The 17,671-nt window shown below is 42.2% G+C and carries 15 protein-coding genes; 10 read left to right on the top strand and 5 right to left on the bottom strand.

Annotated elements, in window-relative coordinates:
- Nucleotides 1-13 precede the first annotated feature (13 nt).
- A complete protein-coding gene (gene dut / locus EGC86_RS15170; RefSeq protein WP_011639239.1) occupies nt 14-472 on the bottom strand; it encodes a dUTP diphosphatase in 459 nt (152 codons plus the stop codon).
- Nucleotides 469-1,671: a bifunctional phosphopantothenoylcysteine decarboxylase/phosphopantothenate--cysteine ligase CoaBC gene (coaBC, locus tag EGC86_RS15165; RefSeq protein ID WP_207893049.1), complete on the bottom strand. Its 1,203-nt coding sequence runs from the start codon at nt 1,669-1,671 to the stop codon at nt 469-471. The genes dut and coaBC overlap by 4 nt, the downstream gene beginning before the upstream one ends.
- A 229-nt stretch (nt 1,672-1,900) precedes the next feature.
- On the opposite strand from coaBC, the gene radC reads away from it, so the two are divergent.
- From radC to argA, 4 genes are all read left to right on the top strand, one after another.
- Complete coding sequence (radC, locus tag EGC86_RS15160) at nt 1,901-2,578, top strand: RadC family protein (RefSeq protein WP_059746834.1); 678 nt, start codon at nt 1,901-1,903, stop codon at nt 2,576-2,578.
- A 121-nt stretch (nt 2,579-2,699) separates the two neighbouring features.
- Nucleotides 2,700-2,936, top strand: a complete 237-nt coding sequence (gene rpmB, locus EGC86_RS15155) for a 50S ribosomal protein L28 (protein ID WP_011639236.1) — start codon at nt 2,700-2,702, stop codon at nt 2,934-2,936.
- A 6-nt stretch (nt 2,937-2,942) separates the two neighbouring features.
- Complete coding sequence (gene rpmG / locus EGC86_RS15150; RefSeq protein WP_011494790.1) at nt 2,943-3,116, top strand: 50S ribosomal protein L33; 174 nt, start codon at nt 2,943-2,945, stop codon at nt 3,114-3,116.
- A gap of 476 nt (nt 3,117-3,592) precedes the next feature.
- Nucleotides 3,593-4,912 (top strand): amino-acid N-acetyltransferase, encoded by a 1,320-nt coding sequence (argA, locus tag EGC86_RS15145; RefSeq protein WP_123778100.1) that lies wholly within the window; start codon nt 3,593-3,595, stop codon nt 4,910-4,912.
- Between the two features lie 116 nt (nt 4,913-5,028).
- Here the strand turns inward: argA and rarD are convergent, their stop codons facing one another.
- Both rarD and EGC86_RS15135 read right to left on the bottom strand, forming a co-directional pair.
- A complete protein-coding gene (rarD, locus tag EGC86_RS15140) occupies nt 5,029-5,937 on the bottom strand; it encodes an EamA family transporter RarD (RefSeq protein ID WP_123778099.1) in 909 nt (302 codons plus the stop codon).
- A 124-nt stretch (nt 5,938-6,061) separates the two neighbouring features.
- Nucleotides 6,062-6,526, bottom strand: coding sequence for a thioesterase family protein (locus EGC86_RS15135; RefSeq protein WP_011639233.1), 465 nt, complete (start codon nt 6,524-6,526; stop codon nt 6,062-6,064).
- Nucleotides 6,527-6,727: 201 nt separating this feature from the next.
- Here EGC86_RS15135 and recQ point away from each other — a divergent pair, with 201 nt between their 5' ends.
- A complete protein-coding gene (recQ, locus tag EGC86_RS15130; RefSeq protein WP_165872436.1) occupies nt 6,728-8,575 on the top strand; it encodes a DNA helicase RecQ in 1,848 nt (615 codons plus the stop codon).
- 4 nt (nt 8,576-8,579) lie between these two features.
- On the opposite strand, the gene EGC86_RS15125 is transcribed toward recQ, so the two are convergent.
- Nucleotides 8,580-10,427, bottom strand: a complete 1,848-nt coding sequence (locus EGC86_RS15125) for a hypothetical protein (RefSeq protein ID WP_123778098.1) — start codon at nt 10,425-10,427, stop codon at nt 8,580-8,582.
- Nucleotides 10,428-10,947: 520 nt separating this feature from the next.
- On the opposite strand from EGC86_RS15125, the gene leuA reads away from it, so the two are divergent.
- From leuA to EGC86_RS15100, 5 genes are all read left to right on the top strand, one after another.
- Entirely contained in the window at nt 10,948-12,516 is a 1,569-nt protein-coding gene (gene leuA / locus EGC86_RS15120; RefSeq protein WP_123778097.1) for a 2-isopropylmalate synthase, read from the top strand.
- Nucleotides 12,513-13,607 (top strand): 3-isopropylmalate dehydrogenase, encoded by a 1,095-nt coding sequence (gene leuB / locus EGC86_RS15115; protein WP_059746829.1) that lies wholly within the window; start codon nt 12,513-12,515, stop codon nt 13,605-13,607. The genes leuA and leuB overlap by 4 nt, the downstream gene beginning before the upstream one ends.
- Nucleotides 13,607-15,019 (top strand): 3-isopropylmalate dehydratase large subunit, encoded by a 1,413-nt coding sequence (leuC, locus tag EGC86_RS15110; protein WP_123778096.1) that lies wholly within the window; start codon nt 13,607-13,609, stop codon nt 15,017-15,019. The genes leuB and leuC overlap by 1 nt, the downstream gene beginning before the upstream one ends.
- 19 nt (nt 15,020-15,038) lie before the next feature.
- A complete protein-coding gene (gene leuD, locus EGC86_RS15105) occupies nt 15,039-15,644 on the top strand; it encodes a 3-isopropylmalate dehydratase small subunit (protein ID WP_123778095.1) in 606 nt (201 codons plus the stop codon).
- Nucleotides 15,645-16,122: 478 nt separating this feature from the next.
- A complete protein-coding gene (locus EGC86_RS15100) occupies nt 16,123-17,475 on the top strand; it encodes an outer membrane protein transport protein (protein ID WP_123778094.1) in 1,353 nt (450 codons plus the stop codon).
- The last annotated feature ends 196 nt before the right edge of the window (nt 17,476-17,671 follow it).

The following is a 17,671-nucleotide window of genomic DNA, read 5'->3' as shown; positions in this document are numbered from 1 at the left end:
CTACTTGAAAAGGTTATTTGGTGCCTGAATGACCAAAGCCGCCTTCTCCACGATCTGAGCTATTAAACTCATCCACTACGGCAAATGTTGCCTGTATAACGGGTACAAACATCAATTGTGCTAATCGATCGCCTATTTCGAGTGTGAATGGTTTATCACTTCTGTTCCAACATGACACCATTAACTGTCCTTGGTAATCGGAGTCAATTAAGCCCACTAAATTACCCAAAACAATGCCATGTTTATGACCCATGCCTGAGCGCGGTAAAATCACCGCTGCAAGGCTTGGGTCTGCCACATGAATGGCGATACCTGTTGGAATTAATACGGTTTGACTTGGCTCAATGACCATCGCGGTGTCGATCATTGCACGTAAATCCATGCCTGCGCTACCGGGTGTCGCATAAGCTGGCAAAGGAAATTCATTGCCGATGCGTGAGTCGATAATTTTTAGTTCAATGGGTGTTTTCATGATTTTTTTAATTGTTGTTCTATCAATGTAAGTAATTGGCGCGCCAGTGTCAGTTTGTCTGTGGCGGGCAGTTGTTGGCTGCCGTCTTGCCAAAATACCTGTAGTGCATTGCTATCGGCATTAAAGCCTAAGCCTTGAATAGAGACATCATTGGCGGCAATCATATCAAGCTTTTTGCGTTGCAGTTTACCTCGGGCGTATTGCTCTACATCGTTGGTTTCTGCTGCAAAACCTACTGTGAATGGACGAGTCGTGTGCTGAGCTACCGTGGCTAAGATATCAGGATTCCGCACTAGCGCAAGTTGCATTTGTTCAGTCGATTTTTTGATTTTTTGATCCGCAACGTCAGCTATTCGATAATCGGCTACTGCGGCGCAGCCAATAAAAATATCATGTTGTTCAACCTGCCCCATCACTGCATCAAGCATTTGTTGTGCTGAGCTCACATCAATACGTGTGACACCTGCTGGTGTGGCTAGATTAACCGGACCTGAGATTAATGTGACGGTTGCGCCCATTTCTGCGGCTGCTTGGGCTAAAGAGAAACCCATTTTTCCTGAGCTGTGGTTGGAGATATAGCGAACGGGGTCAATTGCTTCACGCGTTGGCCCTGCGGTAATGAGCAGCTGATGGCCTTGTAATATTTTAGGGCCAAAAAATTGTATCAGTTGTTCTGCCATAACAACGGGTTCTTGCATTCTGCCAGGGCCGACTTCACCGCATGCTTGATTACCTGAGGCGGGTTGCCAAATGGTAAAACCTTTACGGGCTAAATTAGCCATGTTTTCTTGGGTAGCGATATTTTGGTACATTTGCTGGTTCATTGCAGGGCAGACAATGACGGGAGCGCTGGTCGCTAAACAGGTTGTTGTTAATAAGTCGTCTGCCATGCCGGCATTAATACGTGCGATTAAATTTGCCGTAGCAGGTGCAAGCAATACAACATCAGCCCAACGAGCGAGTTCGATATGACCCATAGCCGCCTCTGCTGCGGGATCGAGCAAATCTGAGGCTACAGGATGGCCTGAAAGCGCTTGTATGGTTAATGGAGTGATAAACTCCATCGCGCTCTGAGTCATGATGACACGCACGTCTGCGCCACGCTCTTTTAATCGACGGATTAAGTCCGCACTTTTATATGCGGCAATACCGCCACCAATTCCAAGTAATACTTTTTTATTTGTCAGCATGATGCACATTATCCGACTCAAACCTAATTGCGGCTAACAATATCACAAACCTATGACAATTTGCGCAGATCCAATCTCAAAAATATCGACCATACTGTGTAATCAATTTGAACTCTATGTTTTAAAAAGACAACAATTCGTTACTCGTTCTGTGGTTGCTCATTATGTGTTGTTTTCGTTATGTGAGTCGACTTAATGCGTGTAATGAAATCGCAAATATTGAATATAAGGGACATTCATGGGAATTAAAGATTGGCCACAAGGAGAAGGGCCGCGAGAAAAGTTATTGCTCAAAGGTGCAGGACATCTTTCGGATGCAGAATTGCTCGCGGTGATATTACGTAATGGTCTGGCAGGGCAAAATGCAGTGGATTTAGCCCGAAACATGATTAATCAGTTTGGTGGTTTGCGCAGTTTACTGAGTGCATCTAAAAGCCAAGTATGTAAATTAGCCGGTGTTGGGCCGGTAAAATACGCTCAATTACAGGCTGCAGCGGAAATTTCTAAGCGAATTGCCCATGAAAATCTACAAAGAGGGCAAATTTTGACAAATCCTGATTTAACTCGGGACTATTTAATGAGACAATTGGCAGACCGATCCTATGAAGTGTTCGCCTTACTATTGTTGGATACCCAACATAGAGTCATTCAATTTGTAGAATTATTTCGTGGCACTATCGATTCTGCTTCTGTTTATCCTCGCGAGGTTGTAAGCCTTGTTTTGGAGAAAAAAGCGGCAGCGGTAATTGTGTGTCACAATCACCCGTCTGGCATTGCAGAGCCAAGTCAGGCTGATCGGCGAATAACTGAGCGAATAAAAAATGCATTGGCAACCATCGATGTTTCTTTGTTAGATCATATGGTTGTAGGTGATCAGGAGATAGTCTCCTTTGCCGAGCGTGGGTGGATTGTATAAACACTGCTTGATCTTCTATGGTCAATCGTGTATAAAATGCGCCCTCTTTGTGCCTCGGGCGACGGCCATACGAGGCACATTAATGCTCGAGCGTTAAAAATTTGTTTTGGAGAAGATTGACATGTCAAGAGTATGCCAAGTAACTGGCAAGAAGCCAATGGTTGGTAACAACCGTTCGCACGCAAAAAATTCGACTCGTCGTCGTTTTTTACCTAACCTACAAAACCACCGTTTTTGGTTAGAAGAAGAAAAGCGTTTCGTGCAATTACGTGTATCTACTAAAGGTATCCGTATTATCGACAAGAAAGGTATTGAAGTGATTGTTAAAGAACTTCGTGCCCGTGGCGAGAAGGTATAATAGAAAATGGCTAAATCTAAAGGTAATCGTGAGAAGATCAAATTAGTATCTAGTGCTAAAACTGGTCACTTCTACACTACTGAAAAGAACAAGCGTAACATGCCTGAAAAAATGGAAATCAAGAAATTTGATCCAGTCATTCGTCAGCACGTTATGTACAAAGAAGCTAAAATCAAGTAATTGATTTTTGATTCTTAAAAAAGCCCCTTAATTGGGGCTTTTTTTATGCCTGTTTGAAAATAGTCTATACTGAATCGAACGATTAACGGATGAGTTATGACGTGTATTTAATTGCTCAATTTAGGTTATGCAGTAGCTGTTTACGTCATGAAGTACATCGCTAGTGTGATGATATTTTATTGAGGTCCCTACATTGTTATAGCGCAATTATGTTGAAATTTTGCTAAACAGATGTGATGCAAATATCATAATTAAATGCGTAAAGTATTATTAACAGCTAAAACAAGCTAACTTTTTGGCTGTAATGCTTTTTTCATAAAATATTGAGACACTGTGTTTTACTTAAAGTGAAATAAAATGCTTTAAAAGTGAATTAAAATGCAATACCATTCTTTTTTGATACAGCAAACTGTTATGTGGCATTTATTGTCATCGTCATTAATGAACATCAAACTTATACCGAGGTGAATTTGCCCGTGAGAACCACTGAATTAGTTGATGGATTTCGTCATTCTGCGCCCTATGTTAATGCTCATAGAGGTAAAACTTTTGTCGTTATGTTGGGTGGAGAAGCATTAGCGCACCCACAATTCCGCGGTATTTTAAATGATGTGGCTTTGTTGCACTCACTTGGGATTGAGGTGGTGTTAGTTTATGGAGCAAGACCACAGATTGATGAAGGTTTAAAGGCTGCTGGAATTGAACCGGCATATCATAATGGCATTCGTATCACCGATGAAGACACTCTGAAGATCATCAAGCAGGTTGCTGGTGCGACTCAGTTTGATATTACGGCTAGGTTGTCGATGAGCTTAGGCAATACGCCGATGCAAAATGCGCAAATTAACCTAGTGAGTGGTAATTTTGTTATTGCTCAACCTTTAGGTGTGGATGACGGTGTCGACTTTTGTTTAAGTGGCAAGGTGCGCCGTATCGATGCGCAAGGCTTACGCCGTCAATTAGACAATAACGGTATTGTATTGATGGGGCCAATTGCCGCTTCTGTCACAGGTGAAAGCTTTAACCTGACAGCTGAAGAAGTCGCGACCCAAGTAGCAATTAAGTTAAAGGCCGATAAAATTATTGGTTTTAGCGATACGAATGGCCTTATCGGTAAGAATGGTGAGGTAATTGCCGAGCTAATGCCGGACGATATTGAAGAAATGCTCAAGACAATGTCTGTAGATGACCATACTTCAGTTGGAACCGTTGCTTTCTTAAAAGCGAGTATTGAAGCATGTCGCCGTGGTGTACCTCGTTGTCATTTAGTGAGTTATTTAGAAGATGGTGCACTATTACAAGAGTTATTCTCACGCGAAGGAATTGGTACCCAAATTGTTACCCAAAGCGCTGAGCGCTTACGCCGAGCAACGATTAGCGACATAGGCGGTATTTTAAATCTTATTCGCCCATTGGAAGAGCAAGGCATTTTGGTGCGTCGCTCACGCGAGCAACTCGAGATGGAAATTGAACAGTTTATGTTGGTTGAGCGCGACAACTTAGTGATTGGTTGTGCGGCTTTGTATCCGTTTGAAGAAGACAATGCGGGTGAGTTTGCGTGTTTAGTGGTTCATCCGGATTATCGCGATGCTGATCGTGGTAGCATTTTGCTTAATAACATTATTGGTCAAGCTCGTGTGCGTGGTTATTCACGTCTATTTGCGTTAACTACCCGCAGTATCCATTGGTTTTTAGAGCATGGCTTTAATATTGTTGATGTTGAAGAACTGCCGAATAAGAAAAAACAGCTGTATAACTACCAGCGCCGCTCAAAAATTCTTGCGTTAGATTTGTAGCAATAACAAGACAGTTAATACATAAAAAAAGCCGGGTGAGTATAAAATCATCCGGCTTTTTTTGTGGGTGAAGCATCAGTGCTTTAAGTGACTTCATCTTCCCATTGTAGAGTTTATTATGCTGACGCTTTGGCTAAGGCGTTACGTCGTTGGCGTTGCAATGTCATGTCGCCAACAAAGATAACTAACGCGCCCCAAATAAATCCAAAGGTAATGCCTTTTTCGATATCAAACGGCTCATTAAACAGTTTTACCGCTAAGATGAACATGATGCTAGGGCCAATGTATTGGAAAAAACCTAAAATCGAAAAGGGAATTCTGACCGCAGAACCTGCAAAACACAGTAACGGGATTGTTGTGACAATACCGGCAGCGACTAACAGTAAATTGAGGTCGAGAGTGTTGGTCAGCATGCTCGTTGTCGAACTGTCTAAGGTGATGAATAGATAACCCAGAGCGATTGGTAACAAGATTGCTGTTTCGACTAATAAACCTGATTTGGCGTCAATATTGACTTTTTTGCGCAGTAAACCATAAAAACCAAAGCTGGCGGCCAGCGCTAATGATACTAGCGGAATAGAACCAAAAGAGATCAACTGCACTAGTACTCCTATGCTGGCCAACGCCACCGCAACCCATTGTAATTTTCGCAAGCGCTCACCCAGAAATACCATTCCAAGTAACACGTTAAACAGCGGATTGATAAAATAGCCTAGGCTAGCATCGAGCATGTGGTCGTTGTTAACAGCCCAGATAAAAAGTAACCAGTTAGCGGCAATTAATACAGAAGTGATCAGTAATATTAGTAGTTGCTTAGGCTGTTTTAAAATAAGACGTAAACGACTAAATCCACCAATGAATTGCATCAAAATAACCATGAATATGAATGACCAAATGACACGGTGCATTAATATTTCGGTGGCAGGCACATGATGTAATAATTTGAAATAAAGCGGGGCAACACCCCAGATGGTGTAGGCGCAAATGGCGAGAAGCACCCCTTTACGGTATTCTAAATCAGGCATAGTGAGTCAACAGTGGGAAGAACTAAAAGAGAGGGCGATTGTAGGTCGCCCCCCTGCATGACACAAGTGCTTAAGCGATTTCTTTTATCGCTCCAGTGTCAGCTTTATATTGCGCTAATGGAACTTAGCCCACCATATAAGTGCCAGTACCAAATGCGATATGAACTCCTTGCTCATTATGTAACTCCATCCGGCAAACGGATACACGATTACCAGAGCGGATAACGGTGCCAGTGCCTGTGAAGATTTCACCACGGCCTGGACGTAAAAAGTCGACCCGCATATCGATAGTGCCTAAGGTGGTTAAACGTTGTTGTAGTTCTTCAAGGGTCCAATCTTCTCTACTGGCAACTAGCCCAGCAAATACCGTGAGTCCGCCGACAACATCAAGTAATGTCGCAGTAACACCACCATGAAGAATGTTTTGATGAATATTGCCGATAAGCTCGGGTTTCATTTTTATTACCACTTCAACGCCATTGATGTCGTAGTGTTTGATGTCTAAACCGAGCAGATTATGGAATGGAACATGCTGATCAAAAATATTAGCAACTTGCTGTAAAGCTTGGGTTTGAATAGATGTGGTCATGAGCAATCCTTGTCGTTTTATTATTATTATCGTTGTTGTATATAGGTCGGGCTTACTGGCATAGAGTATTTAATCTAACCCTAAAGTGGCTTCGACTCAATCTTCTATCTTGGATGAAAACATAGCAAAGGCGTTTTGGTTCAAGACATCTGTGGCTCAGTGCTTTAAAATGAATGCCCTTTGAATGATGATGTAGTGTTAATGGATACTCCGATTTCGACCAATATTGCGTCCTCAGATGTGTTGACGACAGAGCAAGATGTACTTGCCGCGAGCCTGCAGCAAGTTTTTGGTTATCGCGCCTTTCGTGAAGGGCAGCGAGAAGTCATTGAGCAAAGTTTACAGGGCCAAGATACCTTAGTGATTATGCCTACCGGTGGCGGCAAAAGTATGTGCTATCAATTGCCTGCTATTGTGTTGCCTGGTGTGACCGTGGTGGTGTCGCCATTAATTTCGTTAATGAAAGACCAAGTCGACAGTTTACTGCAAAGTGGTGTGTCAGCTGCTTATCTCAATTCATCTTTACCGCGTGAGCAAAGTGCAGAGGTGTTACGCAAATTACATTCTGGTGAGATTAAATTGTTGTATGTCTCTCCTGAAAGACTTCTGCGTCCTGATTTTATTGAGCGCCTGCAATCAGTCGATGTTTCGATGTTTGCCGTTGATGAAGCGCATTGTATTAGTCAATGGGGTCATGATTTTAGACCTGAATATGCGGCTTTGGGTCAGTTAAAAGAATATTTCCCTTACTTACCTTTAATGGCCTTAACTGCGACTGCAGACCACGCCACGCGTTTAAGCATTTGCGAACGCTTAGGGGTGACCCCTTATACTTTATTGTCCAGTTTTGACCGACCAAATATTCGGTATACCGTGGCTGAAAAGCTTAATGCGGCTAATCAATTGCGTCAGTTTTTAACTATCCAAAATGGCACCAGTGGTATTGTGTATTGCAGCAGTCGTCGACGAGTTGATGAGGTGGCTGAGCGTTTACGTTTACAAGGATTTAATGCTCAAGCATATCATGCCGGTTTGAGCCAGGAAGATCGTGGTAACGTTCAAGATAAATTTCTAAAAGATCAAGTTGATATTGTGGTGGCTACGGTGGCCTTTGGAATGGGGATTAACAAATCTAACGTACGCTTTGTTGTGCATTACGATATTCCTAAAAGCATTGAAGCTTATTACCAAGAAACAGGCCGTGCAGGCCGCGACGGTTTAGATGCTGAAGCTTATATGTTGTTTGACCCTGCCGATATAGGCCGGGTTAGGCATTTGATTGAGCAATCTGAACCTGGGGCCCAACAACAAGTCGAATTTCATAAATTGCATACCATGGCAGCATTCGCTGAAGCGCAAACTTGTCGTCGACAAGTGTTGTTAAACTACTTTGATGAAGTGGCTTCAAAACCTTGTGGTAACTGTGATATCTGCCTTGACCCACCTAAGCGATATGATGGTACTGAAGATGCTCAAAAAGTGCTGTCTTGTATTTATCGTTTACAGCAACGTTTCGGTATCCACCATGTAATTGAAGTATTACGTGGTTCAAAAGCGGCCAACATCGTAGATAGAGGCCATGATAAGTTATCGACATGGGGCATTGGTAAAGATAAATCAACTGAGTTTTGGCTCAGTGTTATCCGCCAATTAATTCATTTAGGTTTGATGAGTCAGGATATTACCCGCGGCTCTGCAATTAAGCTTAACCCTGCCGCAAGACCAATCCTTAAAGCAGAGTTGTCGCTAATGTTAGCGGAACCTCGGATTCAATTGATTGATGTGAAGCGCAAACCCAATGGGCGTGCGCCGCAACAGTATGATCGTAAGTTATTTGCTCGGTTAAAATTACTGCGTCGCGAACTGGCGGAAAAAAATGACATTCCACCCTATTTAGTCTTTAACGATGCAACGCTCGCTGAGATGTGTGCGATGTTGCCCACAAGCCCTGGCGAGATGCTCGCAGTAAATGGTGTCGGGCAGATTAAGCTTGACCGATTTGGTGGCGAATTTTTAGATGAAATTTCTGATTATCTGACCAAAGGTTGATGGTTTAGTTTTCATCAGGAGAATTACTTTTTTCTTGAGATTTTATTTTATTCAATTGATTCAGAACCGCTTTTTTTACGAGCACTTCAAAAGTGTCAAGTTGTTGTAAACTCGCCATACCAATATTTACTTTGATCTCTGATTTCCATTCGCCAAGTACTTGCTCTATTTGGGTTATGACTCTTGCCGCCCCCACTGACGATGCGTGTGGCAAGAGAATAATGAGCTCATTGGTATTATGCCGAAACAATTGGTCTTGCTCTCTAAGTGTGTTTTTGAGCCGCGGAATGATAAAGGGTATATCCGCAATATTATTATGATTGATATTAATCAACAGCATGCTTAGTTGATAGTGTCCTTGTTTGGCATTATCTAGCATATTATCGATACGTTGCTGCTGGTCTTCTTCTTGAGCATTCACACTATTGAGGCGTTGTGGTTTGCGGGCCAAAAATAGGACTAATCCAACGGACAATAACAAAATAATTAAGGCGGTAATGGTTAAGTTTTGATTGATGTTACTGACAGGTTTCTCTGGTGGTGTACTGGCTTCACTTTGTGCTGTTATTCTGGCCTTATACTGCATAAAGTGAGCATTGTTTAACTTGGCTGCGGCTTGCTTAGCGGCATCAAAACGCTGCACCTGAAATTGATAAGCCGATTCAAATTGATTTTGTTCGGCGTAGTATTGGCTGATTATCTGGTTAAACTCTTCTAAATCCGAAAATTGTTCAAGTTCAGTGGCTTGCTCAATAATTTCATTCAACAATGACAATGCCTGGTTGTCTTTGTTTTGTGCAAAATACACTTTGGCTAATGTACGTTTGATGCGCATGACATAAATAGGCTCTTGGTATTTAGTAAACAGTTCTATGCTTGATAATGCGAGTTTTTCGGCGATGTTGTAATCACCAACATACAAATGAATTATCGCAAGCAAAGCATATTGGTTGGCCGAATCTCTTTCAGAGTCTATATTTTCACTGACATTTTCTGCCTTGTTTAAAAAATATAGTACTTTGGCTTTATCATTTAGCGCTATGTTTATAAGTGCTAAATTGAGAGTTACTGTAGATTTTATTTTTCCAAAAAAAGAAATATCTTTATAGGCTAATTCGGAAAAATGTAATGCTTCTTCATACTCTCCCATGGAGAAAAAAACATTTGAAATTTCCGATTGGATGTATGAGATAGGTAGCAAATACCAATGCTGAAATTGGTTTTGTGCTTCACCATAAATATCTAACGCAAAACGCAAGTCTTCAATGGCCGAATTATAATTTTCTAGGCTAGTATTTTGCCTACTTCTGGCATAAAGGCTGTTTACAATAGCTTGTGTTTCAGAGTAACGCTTGGCTAAACGTAGCGCTTCTTCGGTGAGTTGTTGTTCTTGTAATGTGTTGCCAAGACTCTGATGTGCAATTGCTTGGCATTGTATGAAGTAAGGGCGAGCTGTGTCATATTTAAACTGTCTTGCATTACTCTCACCTTGCTTTGCCAAGACAATAGCTTGATTAAACTCACCAAACTCCAATAAATTAAAACAATGTAACAATGTTAAGCGCAGAGCATCGATATTGGCTAATGGTTGTTTAGCGTGTTGTTGTTCGAGTGAATCAATGAGTGTTTTGGCGTCTGCAGATCTTTGAGTATTAATATTACTGATCACATCGAGTTGTTTTCGTGCGCTCAGCTGTTGAGTTTCGGCAATGATATCGTCCGAGAGTAATAAGCGTTGCGATGGTTGAGCGAAAATAGCCGTAGTCGCTAAATATAGCGTGAGGCCAAAGATTAAAGCAAAAATGCGACTAAAGTTATATTCAATACTCTTTTTCGACAACATCATCGTCATATATCTACTTAACATGGGGTAATAGCAGTATACGATTATTTATATCCGTATACATAAAAATATAATCGATGCAGCAACTTAGGTTGATGTTTATTTGCACTTTGAGAGGTAAGTTCATTAATTGAAAGTTAATCAATATTGGTTGAGTTCGTCGTTGGTTAACTGTAATGAAGCACTAGTACGCTATCATCTTTTTCACGTTGACCAAATTAGGGTTGACACAGAAGGCTGGTCGCGTTACATATTAGGTACAGACATATTTTGTATGTCGAACATTTAGCATAATTAGTTATTAAAAGTGAATATTAACATCATGAACACACAATCAGTTTTACTCGGACTCCTTCTCCTCTCACGCATATCCTGCGCGGAGTCCTTTGTGTTACATGCAAAATAATTCATTAAGCATACACAAACCCCGCGCTAATAGTCGCGGGGTTTTTTTTAGCCCTTTTGAAATGAACCAGCTGTGTACCTCGCAGCTAATTCAAATAAACATGATGATCGATGGAGAAATTCGATGTCCAATAGAGTCATAATTTTTGATACTACCTTACGTGATGGTGAGCAAGCATTAGCAGCCAGTTTAACCGTTAAAGAAAAGCTACAAATTGCCCTAGCACTTGAGCGTTTAGGCGTGGATGTAATGGAAGTTGGGTTTCCTGTTTCTTCTCCGGGCGATTTTAAATCGGTGCAGACGATTGCTAAAACCATTAAAAACAGCCGTGTGTGTGCGCTATCTCGTGCACTTGAAAAAGACATTGATGCTGCAGCCCAAGCTTTGTCGGTAGCCGATCAATTTCGAATTCATACCTTTATTTCTACCTCGACCATTCATGTTGAAAGTAAATTAAAACGCTCTTTTGATGATGTATTAGAAATGGCCGTTAATGCGGTTAAATACGCCAGACGATTTACTGACGATGTTGAGTTTTCATGTGAAGATGCTGGTCGTACACCAATAGACAATTTGTGTCGTATGGTTGAAGAGGCCATTAAAGCTGGTGCTCGTACCATTAATATTCCTGATACCGTTGGTTATACAGTACCAAGTGAGTTTGGTGGGATTATTCAAACCTTATTTAATCGAGTTCCGAATATCGATCAAGCAGTGATCTCGGTTCATTGTCATGACGATTTAGGTTTGTCGGTCGCTAATTCCATCGCAGCAGTTGAAATGGGCGCCCGCCAAGTTGAATGTACTATTAATGGTATTGGTGAACGTGCCGGTAACTGCTCGTTAGAAGAAATTGCCATGATCCTTGCTACCCGTAAAGGCTTGCTTGATTTGGATTGTGGAATTAACGCCAAAGAAATCCACCGCACCTCATCTCTAGTCAGTCAGTTATGTAACATGCCGATCCAAGCCAATAAGGCGATTGTGGGTACCAATGCATTTTCTCATTCGTCAGGCATTCACCAAGACGGTATGCTTAAAGCAAAAAATACTTACGAGATTATGACACCGGAAAGTATTGGCTTAAACCGTAATAACTTGAACATGACTTCACGCTCTGGTCGCCATGTGATTAAACACCGCATGGAAGAAATGGGCTACAAGACAACTGACTATGACATGGACAGCCTTTACGAGCAGTTTTTAACCCTAGCGGATAAAAAAGGCCAAGTGTTCGATTACGATTTAGAAGCATTGGTATTTATGGAGTCGCAAGCGCAAGATGACGATAAGTACCAGCTTCAGCACATGATGGTGCATTCTGATTCAACTGAAGGTGTAGCAACTGCTACGGTACGCATTGCTGTAGATGGTAAAGATATTACTGAGGCTGCTACAGGTAATGGTCCTGTGGATGCTGCTTATAATGCTATTGCCCGAGCGACAGATCGCAAAATCAATATTACTAATTACAAGTTGAGTGCAAAAGGCGAAGGCCAAAATGCGCTTGGACAAGTTGATATTACCGCAAAATATAATGAACAAATGTTCCACGGCGTAGGCTTAGCAACAGACGTCGTTGAAGCATCCGCTCAAGCATTAGTGCATGTGATGAACTTAGTGTACCGCGCAGATAAAGTGGCTGACTTTAAACAACAGATCCATAAAGAAAGGGAGTTAGGTGGCGTATGAGTTATCAAATAGCAGTTTTGTCGGGTGATGGTATTGGTCCTGAAGTGATGGCTGAAGCGCGTAAAGTGCTTAATGCTGTAGAAACACGTTTTGGACTGGATATTCAATACACCGAATTTGATGTCGGCGGTATTGCCATTGATAACCATGGTTGTCCTTTACCTGACGCGACCTTAAAAGGCTGCGAAGCAGCTGATGCGATTTTATTTGGTAGTGTGGGTGGCCCTAAGTGGGAAAATTTACCACCAAACGATCAACCTGAACGCGGCGCATTATTGCCATTGCGTGGACACTTTGAGCTATTTTGTAATTTACGCCCAGCCAAATTACATGACGGCTTAGAACACATGTCACCGCTTCGTAGTGATATATCAGCCCGTGGTTTTGACGTGTTATGTGTGCGTGAATTAACTGGTGGTATTTACTTTGGTAAGCCGAAAGGACGTCAAGGTGAAGGCGACGATGAAGAAGCCTTTGATACCATGCGCTATAGTCGCCGCGAGATTAGCCGTATTGCTCGTATCGCTTTTGAAGCGGCGCGTGGCCGTAAAAATAAGGTCACCTCAGTAGACAAGGCCAACGTATTAGCCTGTTCAGTATTATGGCGCCAAGTGGTTGAAGAAGTCGCAAAAGACTTTCCGGATGTCACTTTAGAACACATCTATATTGATAACGCGACTATGCAGTTACTACGCCGCCCTGATGAGTTTGATGTAATGTTATGTTCAAACTTATTCGGTGATATTTTATCAGACGAAATTGCCATGTTAACCGGCTCTATGGGGTTATTATCGTCGGCAAGTATGAACAGCACCGGTTTTGGTTTATTTGAACCCGCCGGTGGCAGTGCACCAGATATTGCTGGCCAAGGTATCGCTAATCCGGTGGCACAAATTTTATCTGCTGCATTAATGTTACGCCACAGCCTAAAGCAAGAAGAGGCGGCAAGTGCTATTGAACGTGCAGTGACAAAAGCATTGGCAAGTGGTTATCTAACCGGTGAATTATTGGCTGCAGACAAACGCAGCGAAGCTAAGTCTACTGCGCAAATGGGTGATTTTATCGCTCAGGCAATAAAGGAAGGTGTGTAATGGCCCAAGTGACAGGTAAAACCTTATACGAGAAAGTGTGGGACTCACACATTGTTGCCAGCCCAGAAGGCGAAGCGCCAGTTGTGTATGTTGATCGCCATTTGGTCCATGAAGTTACCTCGCCGCAGGCATTTAGTGGTTTAAAAGTGGCAGGTCGTAAGCTACGTGCACCGCAAAAAACCTTTGCCACCATGGATCACAATACCTCAACGCGCAGCGCCAGTTTAGATGCGTTAAGCCCAATGGCACGTACTCAAGTTGAAACACTGGCACAGAATTGTAAAGAATTTGGCGTGCGCTTATACGATATTCACCATCCTAATCAAGGTATTGTTCACGTAATGGGGCCTGAACTGGGTATTACCTTACCCGGTACTGTGATTGTGTGTGGTGATTCTCATACCGCGACCCATGGTGCGTTTGGTGCGTTAGCATTTGGTATTGGCACATCTGAAGTTGAGCATGTGTTGGCAACCCAGACACTACGTCAGTTAAAAGCCAAGAATATGAAAGTTGAAGTGCGTGGCAAAGTAACCGATGGCGTGACGGCTAAAGATATTGTGTTAGCGATTATCGGTAAGCTAGGCATGGATGGTGGTACAGGATACGTGGTTGAGTTTTGTGGTGAAGCCATTGAAGCATTAACCATGGAAGGCCGTATGACCTTATGTAATATGGCCATTGAAATGGGCGCTAAAGCTGGCATGGTTGCGCCTGATGAAACCACATTTAACTATCTTAAAGGTCGTGAATTTTCGCCTAAAGATGCAATGTGGGAACAAGCTGTTGCAGCATGGTCTGAGCTTAAATCTGACGCAGATGCAGTGTTTGATGTCGAAGTGGTATTAGATGCCAACGATATTGCACCGCAGCTAACCTGGGGGACTAACCCTGGTCAAGTCGTTGCGATTGATGGTGTAGTACCTAATCCAGAAACTGAAACCAACAGTACCAATCGCACCAGTATGATTAAAGCATTAGAGTATATCGGCCTGACGCCGGGCACTAAGATGACTGACATTAGCATTAATAAAGTGTTTATTGGTTCTTGTACTAACTCGCGTATTGAAGATTTACGATCCGCTGCTGTGCACGCTAAAAACCGTAAAGTTGCAGAGGGTGTTGTGGCGATTGTAGTACCCGGTTCTGGCCAAGTGAAGTTACAGGCAGAGGCAGAAGGTTTAGATAAAATCTTTATTGAAGCTGGATTTGAATGGCGTTTACCAGGTTGCTCGATGTGTTTAGCGATGAATGATGACCGTTTAGACGCTGGCGATCGTTGTGCATCAACCAGTAATCGTAACTTCGAAGGCCGTCAAGGTCGGGGTAGTCGAACCCATTTGGTCAGCCCTGCTATGGCTGCTGCCGCCGCTGTAGCTGGTCACTTTGTCGATATTCGTAAACCTTACTAAACCGAGATAGGAGATAAACATGCAAGCATTTACTGCCCATACCGGTTTAGCGGTCGCTATTGATAGCGCTAATGTCGATACCGATCAGATTATTCCTAAGCAATTTTTGTCTAAAGTCACCCGTGACGGTTTTGGGGTACATTTATTCCATGACTGGCGTTACTTAGATGATGCAGGCGATAAACCTGATCCTGATTTTGAACTTAATCAGCCACGTTATAAAGGCGCATCTATTTTACTAGCCCAAGAAAACTTTGGTTGTGGATCGTCGCGTGAGCATGCGCCATGGGCACTCGCTGATTTTGGCTTTAGAGTGATCATCGCGCCGACCTTTGCCGATATTTTTTACGGTAATTCGATTAATAACGGTTTGTTACCCGTTAAATTAACATCGGTACAAGTGCAACAATTAATGGATGAAGTGGCAGCAAAAGAGGGGGCGCAAATTACAGTCGATTTACAAGCTCTCACTGTTACGTCACCTTCAGGAAGCGTGTTTGATTTCACAATAGTGGAGTCTGCTCGACATAAGTTATTGAATGGTCTTGATGCTATTGGTTTGACGTTGTCATTTGAACAGCAAATCAGCGATTATGAAACACACATACCAGCTTGGTTCGCATAAACGACACTCTCAAAATGTTTGAAAGTGTCGTTTATTTAGCGTGAACAATAAATTAAAAACCTCTTGATGATGTCATTAAGAGGTTTTTTTGTTTTTAATTGTAAAAATTTTTATGTAACTATTTTGTATATCAGTACTGGGCAGTACTGTTTTAGATGAATGTCGTTAATCATTTAAGCTCACTGTTGTGCCATGCTTATTTATTTAATGTCTTGTTTTTAAATAATAAAAAATAACTTTTTCTCACGTTAGGTTAAATCGGTTTACAGCTATACCGCTTTTGGTTTCTTTTTTATAGCAGAAAACTAAAAGTTTGATCATGATCACAATTTAGAATTCAATCACTCACTTCTTGTTCAGTCCTTTTGCGCAGTTGCAAAGCTTTTTTGGATCAGTACACTGACGGCTTCATTTAAATCGAGTTTTTGCTCTATAAAAATCGATTTATGCAGTTTGAATATAAACACCGAGAATCATAATGAAAAAAACAGTGTTAACACTGGCGATTAGCGCCATTGTATTTGGGGCAACAACTCAAGTGAACGCGGCAGGTTTCCAACTTGCAGAATATTCAGCGACAGGTTTGGGCCGTGCATTTGCTGGTGAAGCAGCTATTGCAGACAATGCGTCAACTCAAGCGCGTAATCCAGCCATGCTAGCTTATCTAGAAGGCCGCCAAGTATCAGCGGGTGGCATTTATGTTATGCCAAATGTTGATGTGGTTGGTGATGTCGGTATTTCTTCACCGTTATTAGGCTCAGAGCCATTAGTGATTGGTGCTGACGCATACGATGTTGCTGACAATGCATTTGTGCCAAACTTTTATTATTCAAACCAGTTGAATGATCAATGGACTTGGGGTCTAGCGGTTAATTCAAATTATGGTTTAGCAACTGATATTCCGGTAGCGGATGCAGCGGCTATTTTTGGCAGTAAAACCTCAATTACCACTGTCGAGTTTAATCCCAATGTTGCTTTCCGTGTTGATGACTCATTCACTGTAGGTGCAGGCTTACGTGTTGTGTACGGTGAAGGTGAAGTTAGTGCAACCGCTCCAGGTTGGATTGATGCGATTAAAGCTAATCCTAACTTACCTTCAAGCATTAATGCACGTTTACCTTCAGGTGGTACCAATCTAAAGTCAATGGAAGGTGATGATGTTGGCTATGGTTGGAAAGCGGGCACGAGCTGGCAAATTAACTCAGCAAACCGCATCGGTTTGGCTTATCACAGTAGTGTCGATCTTAAATTAGACGGTCATGTGTCTGGCGTGGCTTATAACGGTGGTCAAAATATTGAAATTGAGGGCTACTTACCTATTGAGTTACCTGCATTTGCGGAACTGGCTTCTTACCATCAGTTAACTGAAAACTGGGCAATGCATGCAAGTGTTAATTGGACAGAATGGAGTGTGTTTGAACAACTAGTGGCGTACTTCCCTGGTGATGTTAAGCCTGTCGGTGGCCTAGAGTCAGACGTGGTAAAAGAAGAGAACTTTAAAGATAACTGGCGTTATGCGCTTGGTACCACCTATACACTTAATGACCAGTGGACATTACGTGCTGGTATGGCGCTAGATAAAACCGCGGTTGATGACCAACACCGCACCACCACCATTCCAGATTCTGATCGTTTATGGTTCAGTGTGGGTACCGGTTATCAAGTCTCTAAAAATCTGAATGTTGATGTTGGTGTGACTTACATTCGCACTCATGGTGATGCACCCATTACAGAGACTCAGAGCCTGCAAAATATTGCGTCGGTTAGCTTCACTGGTGAAGCAACGGGTGACGTATGGTTAACAGGCGTACAGTTAAGTTATAAGATGTAATCAGCTCTGCTGGTATAGATATTGAAGGCCTCGCAGTTGCGAGGCCTTTTTATTAATTGGCCTATTATAAAACAACGATTTCTCGATAAACAAAAGACAATTACTTGTATGTGTTTTAAATTTCGTTGTTATATTGGTTTGTTAAACAGATAAATCATATAAAAATAATCATGTCAAAATGATATAGGAAATCAGA

Source organism: Shewanella frigidimarina, from assembly GCF_003797125.1.
Lineage (GTDB): Bacteria > Pseudomonadota > Gammaproteobacteria > Enterobacterales > Shewanellaceae > Shewanella > Shewanella frigidimarina.
The sequence above is the reverse complement of the archived record's forward strand: the minus strand, read 5'-3'. Positions and strand labels throughout refer to the sequence as shown.

What these genes read in the sequence shown, in the direction of transcription:
- dut (WP_011639239.1), bottom strand. Translation starts at nt 472, where the DNA reads ATGAAAACACCCATTGAACTAAAAATTATCGACTCACGCATCGGCAAT.
- coaBC (WP_207893049.1), bottom strand. Translation starts at nt 1,671, where the DNA reads ATGTGCATCATGCTGACAAATAAAAAAGTATTACTTGGAATTGGTGGC.
- radC (WP_059746834.1), top strand. Translation starts at nt 1,901, where the DNA reads ATGGGAATTAAAGATTGGCCACAAGGAGAAGGGCCGCGAGAAAAGTTA.
- rpmB (WP_011639236.1), top strand. Translation starts at nt 2,700, where the DNA reads ATGTCAAGAGTATGCCAAGTAACTGGCAAGAAGCCAATGGTTGGTAAC.
- rpmG (WP_011494790.1), top strand. Translation starts at nt 2,943, where the DNA reads ATGGCTAAATCTAAAGGTAATCGTGAGAAGATCAAATTAGTATCTAGT.
- rarD (WP_123778099.1), bottom strand. Translation starts at nt 5,937, where the DNA reads ATGCCTGATTTAGAATACCGTAAAGGGGTGCTTCTCGCCATTTGCGCC.
- EGC86_RS15135 (WP_011639233.1), bottom strand. Translation starts at nt 6,526, where the DNA reads ATGACCACATCTATTCAAACCCAAGCTTTACAGCAAGTTGCTAATATT.
- recQ (WP_165872436.1), top strand. Translation starts at nt 6,728, where the DNA reads ATGGATACTCCGATTTCGACCAATATTGCGTCCTCAGATGTGTTGACG.
- EGC86_RS15125 (WP_123778098.1), bottom strand. Translation starts at nt 10,427, where the DNA reads ATGACGATGATGTTGTCGAAAAAGAGTATTGAATATAACTTTAGTCGC.
- leuA (WP_123778097.1), top strand. Translation starts at nt 10,948, where the DNA reads ATGTCCAATAGAGTCATAATTTTTGATACTACCTTACGTGATGGTGAG.
- leuB (WP_059746829.1), top strand. Translation starts at nt 12,513, where the DNA reads ATGAGTTATCAAATAGCAGTTTTGTCGGGTGATGGTATTGGTCCTGAA.
- leuC (WP_123778096.1), top strand. Translation starts at nt 13,607, where the DNA reads ATGGCCCAAGTGACAGGTAAAACCTTATACGAGAAAGTGTGGGACTCA.
- leuD (WP_123778095.1), top strand. Translation starts at nt 15,039, where the DNA reads ATGCAAGCATTTACTGCCCATACCGGTTTAGCGGTCGCTATTGATAGC.
- EGC86_RS15100 (WP_123778094.1), top strand. Translation starts at nt 16,123, where the DNA reads ATGAAAAAAACAGTGTTAACACTGGCGATTAGCGCCATTGTATTTGGG.